3 protein-coding genes are annotated in these 3,447 nt (G+C 57.6%); all 3 read left to right on the top strand.

Translation table 11 applies throughout. The features are described 5' to 3' along the window. A partial coding sequence (locus AAAB35_RS23775) for an ABC transporter ATP-binding protein (protein WP_340670758.1) occupies positions 1-764 on the top strand: 764 nt, incomplete at its 5' end. 62 nt (positions 765-826) lie between these two features. Continuing rightward, complete coding sequence (locus tag AAAB35_RS23770) at positions 827-1,780, top strand: ABC transporter ATP-binding protein (protein ID WP_340670759.1); 954 nt, start codon at positions 827-829, stop codon at positions 1,778-1,780. Positions 1,781-1,817: 37 nt separating this feature from the next. Continuing rightward, positions 1,818-3,326: a carboxypeptidase M32 gene (locus tag AAAB35_RS23765; protein WP_340670757.1), complete on the top strand. Its 1,509-nt coding sequence runs from the start codon at positions 1,818-1,820 to the stop codon at positions 3,324-3,326. Positions 3,327-3,447: the final 121 nt, after the last annotated feature.

The following is a 3,447-nucleotide window of genomic DNA, read 5'->3' as shown; positions in this document are numbered from 1 at the left end:
TGGTCGCCATGCCGGCCGAAGAGCTGCGGCGCATCCGCGGCAGTGAAATCGCGATGATTTTTCAGGAGCCGATGACCGCGCTCAATCCGGTGCTGCCTGTCGGGCTGCAACTCGAGGAAAATCTCGTTGCACATACGCGGCTGAATGCGCGCGAACGGCGGGCACGCGCGCTGGAGTTGATGAATATCGTCGGCATACCGGCGGCGGAACGGCGGCTCAACGAATATCCGCACCAGTTTTCCGGCGGTATGCGTCAACGCGCCATGATCGCCATCGCGCTGGCCTGTTCGCCAAAGCTGCTTCTAGCCGACGAACCAACCACCGCGCTCGACGTCACCATCCAAGACCAGATCCTCAAATTGCTGCTCGACCTGCGCGACAGACTGGCGATGAGCGTTGTGCTCGTTACCCATGATCTTGGTGTCATTGCCGGGACGTGCGATCGCATGGCGGTGATGTATGCCGGACGAATCGTTGAGATGGGAACTGTGATCGATGTGTTTGGCCAGCCCCGCCATCCGTATACGCGAGGTTTGCTTGGATCGGTGCCGCGTGCCGGCGCTGTGCGCACAATGCTTTCATCGATCGAGGGGACGCCACCGGGCCTGACGGATCTTCCTGCAGGATGCGCATTCCATCCGCGTTGCAGTTTTGTAACCGATAAATGCAAAAGGGAGCGGCCACCACTCCAATCGCTTGGTACTGACCGAAAGGTCGCCTGTTTCCATCATGATCGTGTAGCGGCCACGGGGGATATCCTTTGAGTGCTGTTCCAATTATCTGCGTCGATGACGTCTCCAAGCAATTTGGCGCTTCGTATTCTCTGATGCAGCGCTTTGCCGGCGAGCCGCGATTGGCAGTCCATGCGCTGAGCAATGTCAGCTTCGAGGTACATCGTGGCGAGACGCTTGGTATCGTTGGCGAATCCGGTTGTGGCAAATCCACTTTGGCGCGGTGCCTGGTGCGTTTGCTGGATCCGGATGGCGGCGCTATCCGTTTTGAGGGCAGAGACATCTCAACGCTGCGCTCTGCCGAGCGCCGCGCCTTCAACAAGCGTGTGCAAATGATATTCCAGGACCCGTACGGCTCGCTCAATCCACGGATGACAGTCAAGCAAGTCCTGCACGAAGCTCTGTCGGTGCATCATATGCGTCCCAACGGGGATATTCCGGCTCGCATTACCGAACTTCTCGATCTCGTGCGGCTGCCCCACGACGCGGTATCTCGCTATCCGCATGAGTTTTCCGGAGGTCAGCGTCAGCGCATCGGCATCGCCCGCGCCCTCGCAGTGGAACCCGATGTCATTGTGGCGGATGAACTCGTCTCGGCTCTCGATGTGTCCGTTCAGGCGCAGGTCATCAATCTGCTGTTACGGCTGCAGGAGGAGTTGCACCTTACGCTGATTTTCGTCGCACATGATTTGCGGCTGGTGCGTCATATTTCGCATCGCGTTGCAGTTATGTATCTCGGGCAGATTATGGAAATAGCACCGTCGGAAAGCCTGTTTGCCGCGCCTCGCCACCCGTATTCAAAAGCGCTGCTCGATGCAGCGCCCGAACTTGACCCGACCCAGCGATCGAGGGTCGTTGCGGCACGCGGTGAATTGCCAAGCCCGCTCAATGTGCCGCCCGGTTGCCCATTCGCGAGTCGCTGTCCGCATGTATTCGACCGCTGCCGGGTCGAAAGGCCGGCACTGACCAGGCGGGCTTCAGCACACAGCGCCGCCTGCCATCTTGTCGATTTTGGCGCCACGCCATCGGCACTCGCGGATGCGGTTTGATTGCACTGATTCATAATCGAACTCGAGGAACCCCCAGATGAGCTTTACCGCCTTTGAAAGCGAAGTCGCCAAGGTCAACGATATCCTGTGCGCAGTTAATCTGTTGACTTGGGATTCCCGCACAATGATGCCGCCTGGAGGTGTCGACGCACGCGGCAAGCAGATCGCGACTCTTGTCGGTCTTGCTCGCGATATCGCGACCGGTGACCGGATCATGAAAGCAATTGAAAGCGCACGCGCCGATACAAGCAGCGATCGTTTGAAGCGCGCTGCGGTCGAGCAGGCGGCGGTATCCATCGGGGTGCTATCGCGAATCCCGGCAAGGCTTGTATCGGCCGCTGCCGAACTCAAGACCAATGCGCAGGCGGCCTGGAAACACGCGCGCAGTGTCGATAGTTTCGCCGCCTTTGCTCCGTGGCTTGAACGTTCGATGGAGATGCAGCGCGAGATCGCGTCGGCGATTGGCTATAATGCGCATCCCTATGATGCACTGGTTTCGACTTATGAGCCGGAAATGACCTGGGCAAGGTTGCGTGAATTGTATGGCGATCTGCAAAAATCGCTCGTTCCGCTGCTCGCCGAAGCGAGGCAAGTGCGGCCAGTGCGAACGGAAATTCTTGACCGCGCCTACCCGATCGAACGTCAGCGAGCGTTTTCCAGGATGATTTGCGAGCGTTTCGGCTACGATTTCAACAGGGGACGCCTGGACGACACGGTTCATCCGTTCGAAATCTCCTTCACCAGCGCGGATGTTCGTATCACTGGCCGGTTTCGCGAAGACTGGCTTCCGGGCGGGCTTTTTGCCGTTTGGCATGAAGCTGGTCACGGAATGTATGAGCAAGGGATAGCCGAGCGCTTTACCAGGTCCACATTCACAACCGATTTCATCAACCTCTATGCAGTCGGCGGTAGCAGCTTCGGCACACACGAGTCCCAGTCGAGACTCTGGGAAAACCGCGTTGGCCGCTCTCGCCGTTTCTGGGAGATTCACTTCGACGAACTGCGCAGCTTCTTTCCCGAACAACTAGCCGATGTTTCGGTCGAGGATCTCTGGCGTGTGGTCAACGCACCGCGTCCCAGCCTGATTCGGGTCGAGGCAGATGAACTCACCTATGATCTCCACATCATGATGCGCTCGGAGATCGAAGCGGGGCTCATCGCCGGAGAAATCCGGGTAAGTGATTTGCCCGCCATCTGGCGAGACAAGATGCGGTCCTATCTTGGCCTCGAGGTTCCAAGCGATACGCTTGGCGTGCTTCAGGACGTGCATTGGTCGTCGGGTATGGTGGGATCTTTCCCGACTTATACGATCGGCAACATCATGTCCTCGCAATTCTTCGCCAGTGCAAAGGCTGTTCCTGCGGTGAAAGAGGGGTTGGACAAAGGCGACTATGCCCCTTTGAAGACTTGGCTGAACGAGAACGTTCATCAATATGGGCGGTCGCGAACACCGAGCGAGTTGCTGGAACAGGCGACTGGCTCGCCACTGTCGCTTGCCGAATATATCGCCGATCTGAAGCGCAAGGTTGTCGATCTTGCGCTCTAGTTGTCGCTTGGCACTCAGAGGTAAGAATACGGCCATCGCGAAGGTTCTGTCGCAAAATTTTCGGCCGGTAGTGTAATATTTTCTAATCTTGCGTTGGCAAGCTTCAATATATCGTGATCCT

This window comes from Phyllobacterium sp. (assembly GCF_037994425.1).
Taxonomy (GTDB): Bacteria; Pseudomonadota; Alphaproteobacteria; order Rhizobiales; family Rhizobiaceae; genus Phyllobacterium.
The sequence above is the reverse complement of the archived record's forward strand: the minus strand, read 5'-3'. Positions and strand labels throughout refer to the sequence as shown.

What these genes read in the sequence shown, in the direction of transcription:
- AAAB35_RS23770 (WP_340670759.1), top strand. Translation starts at nt 827, where the DNA reads ATGCAGCGCTTTGCCGGCGAGCCGCGATTGGCAGTCCATGCGCTGAGC.
- AAAB35_RS23765 (WP_340670757.1), top strand. Translation starts at nt 1,818, where the DNA reads ATGAGCTTTACCGCCTTTGAAAGCGAAGTCGCCAAGGTCAACGATATC.